This window comes from Flavobacterium sp. HJJ (genome assembly GCF_015351475.1).
Lineage (GTDB): Bacteria > Bacteroidota > Bacteroidia > Flavobacteriales > Flavobacteriaceae > Flavobacterium > Flavobacterium marginilacus.
Genome location: NZ_JADKPR010000089.1, coordinates 1 through 406, shown reverse-complemented (window position 1 = coordinate 406; position 406 = coordinate 1). Strand labels below are relative to the sequence as shown.

Genomic DNA, 406 nt, shown 5'->3' with positions numbered 1-406 from the left:
TGCTGGCTCTATTTTATTTTTTCGAAGTAGTAATCTTGGTCAAAATCAAAAACTAATTTTGGTTTTATATAAAAATTCCTTTCAATACTCATTTGATAACTAGCTTTTCCAAATTCATAATCGTAATGAATGTTAATCGTGTTTTCTTTTAAAGTATATTCTCCTTTTCCCCAACTTTGACTTTCGTAAGTATTATTTTCTAAAAGAATTAAAGTATCGTTTTTGTTTGGTCCATCTATTCCACTTCCATTGCTTACATAAGTCCCTGTAATCATAGATTTGGTAAAGAAGTTGTCATAAACGTGGATTAGTCCGATTAAAAATATGATTGATAACAATGTTTTTTTATTCATATTTCAATTTTGGCGAGTTATTTTTTAGCGTTGTTTTTTCTGAGCTTGCACAT

Annotated in this window: 1 protein-coding gene; it reads right to left on the bottom strand. The window is 28.1% G+C overall.

All coding sequences use genetic code 11. The features are described from left to right. Nucleotides 1-8: 8 nt before the first annotated feature. Complete coding sequence (locus IRZ80_RS20855) at nucleotides 9-353, bottom strand: hypothetical protein (RefSeq protein ID WP_194644300.1); 345 nt, start codon at nucleotides 351-353, stop codon at nucleotides 9-11. Between the last annotated feature and the right edge of the window lie 53 nt (nucleotides 354-406).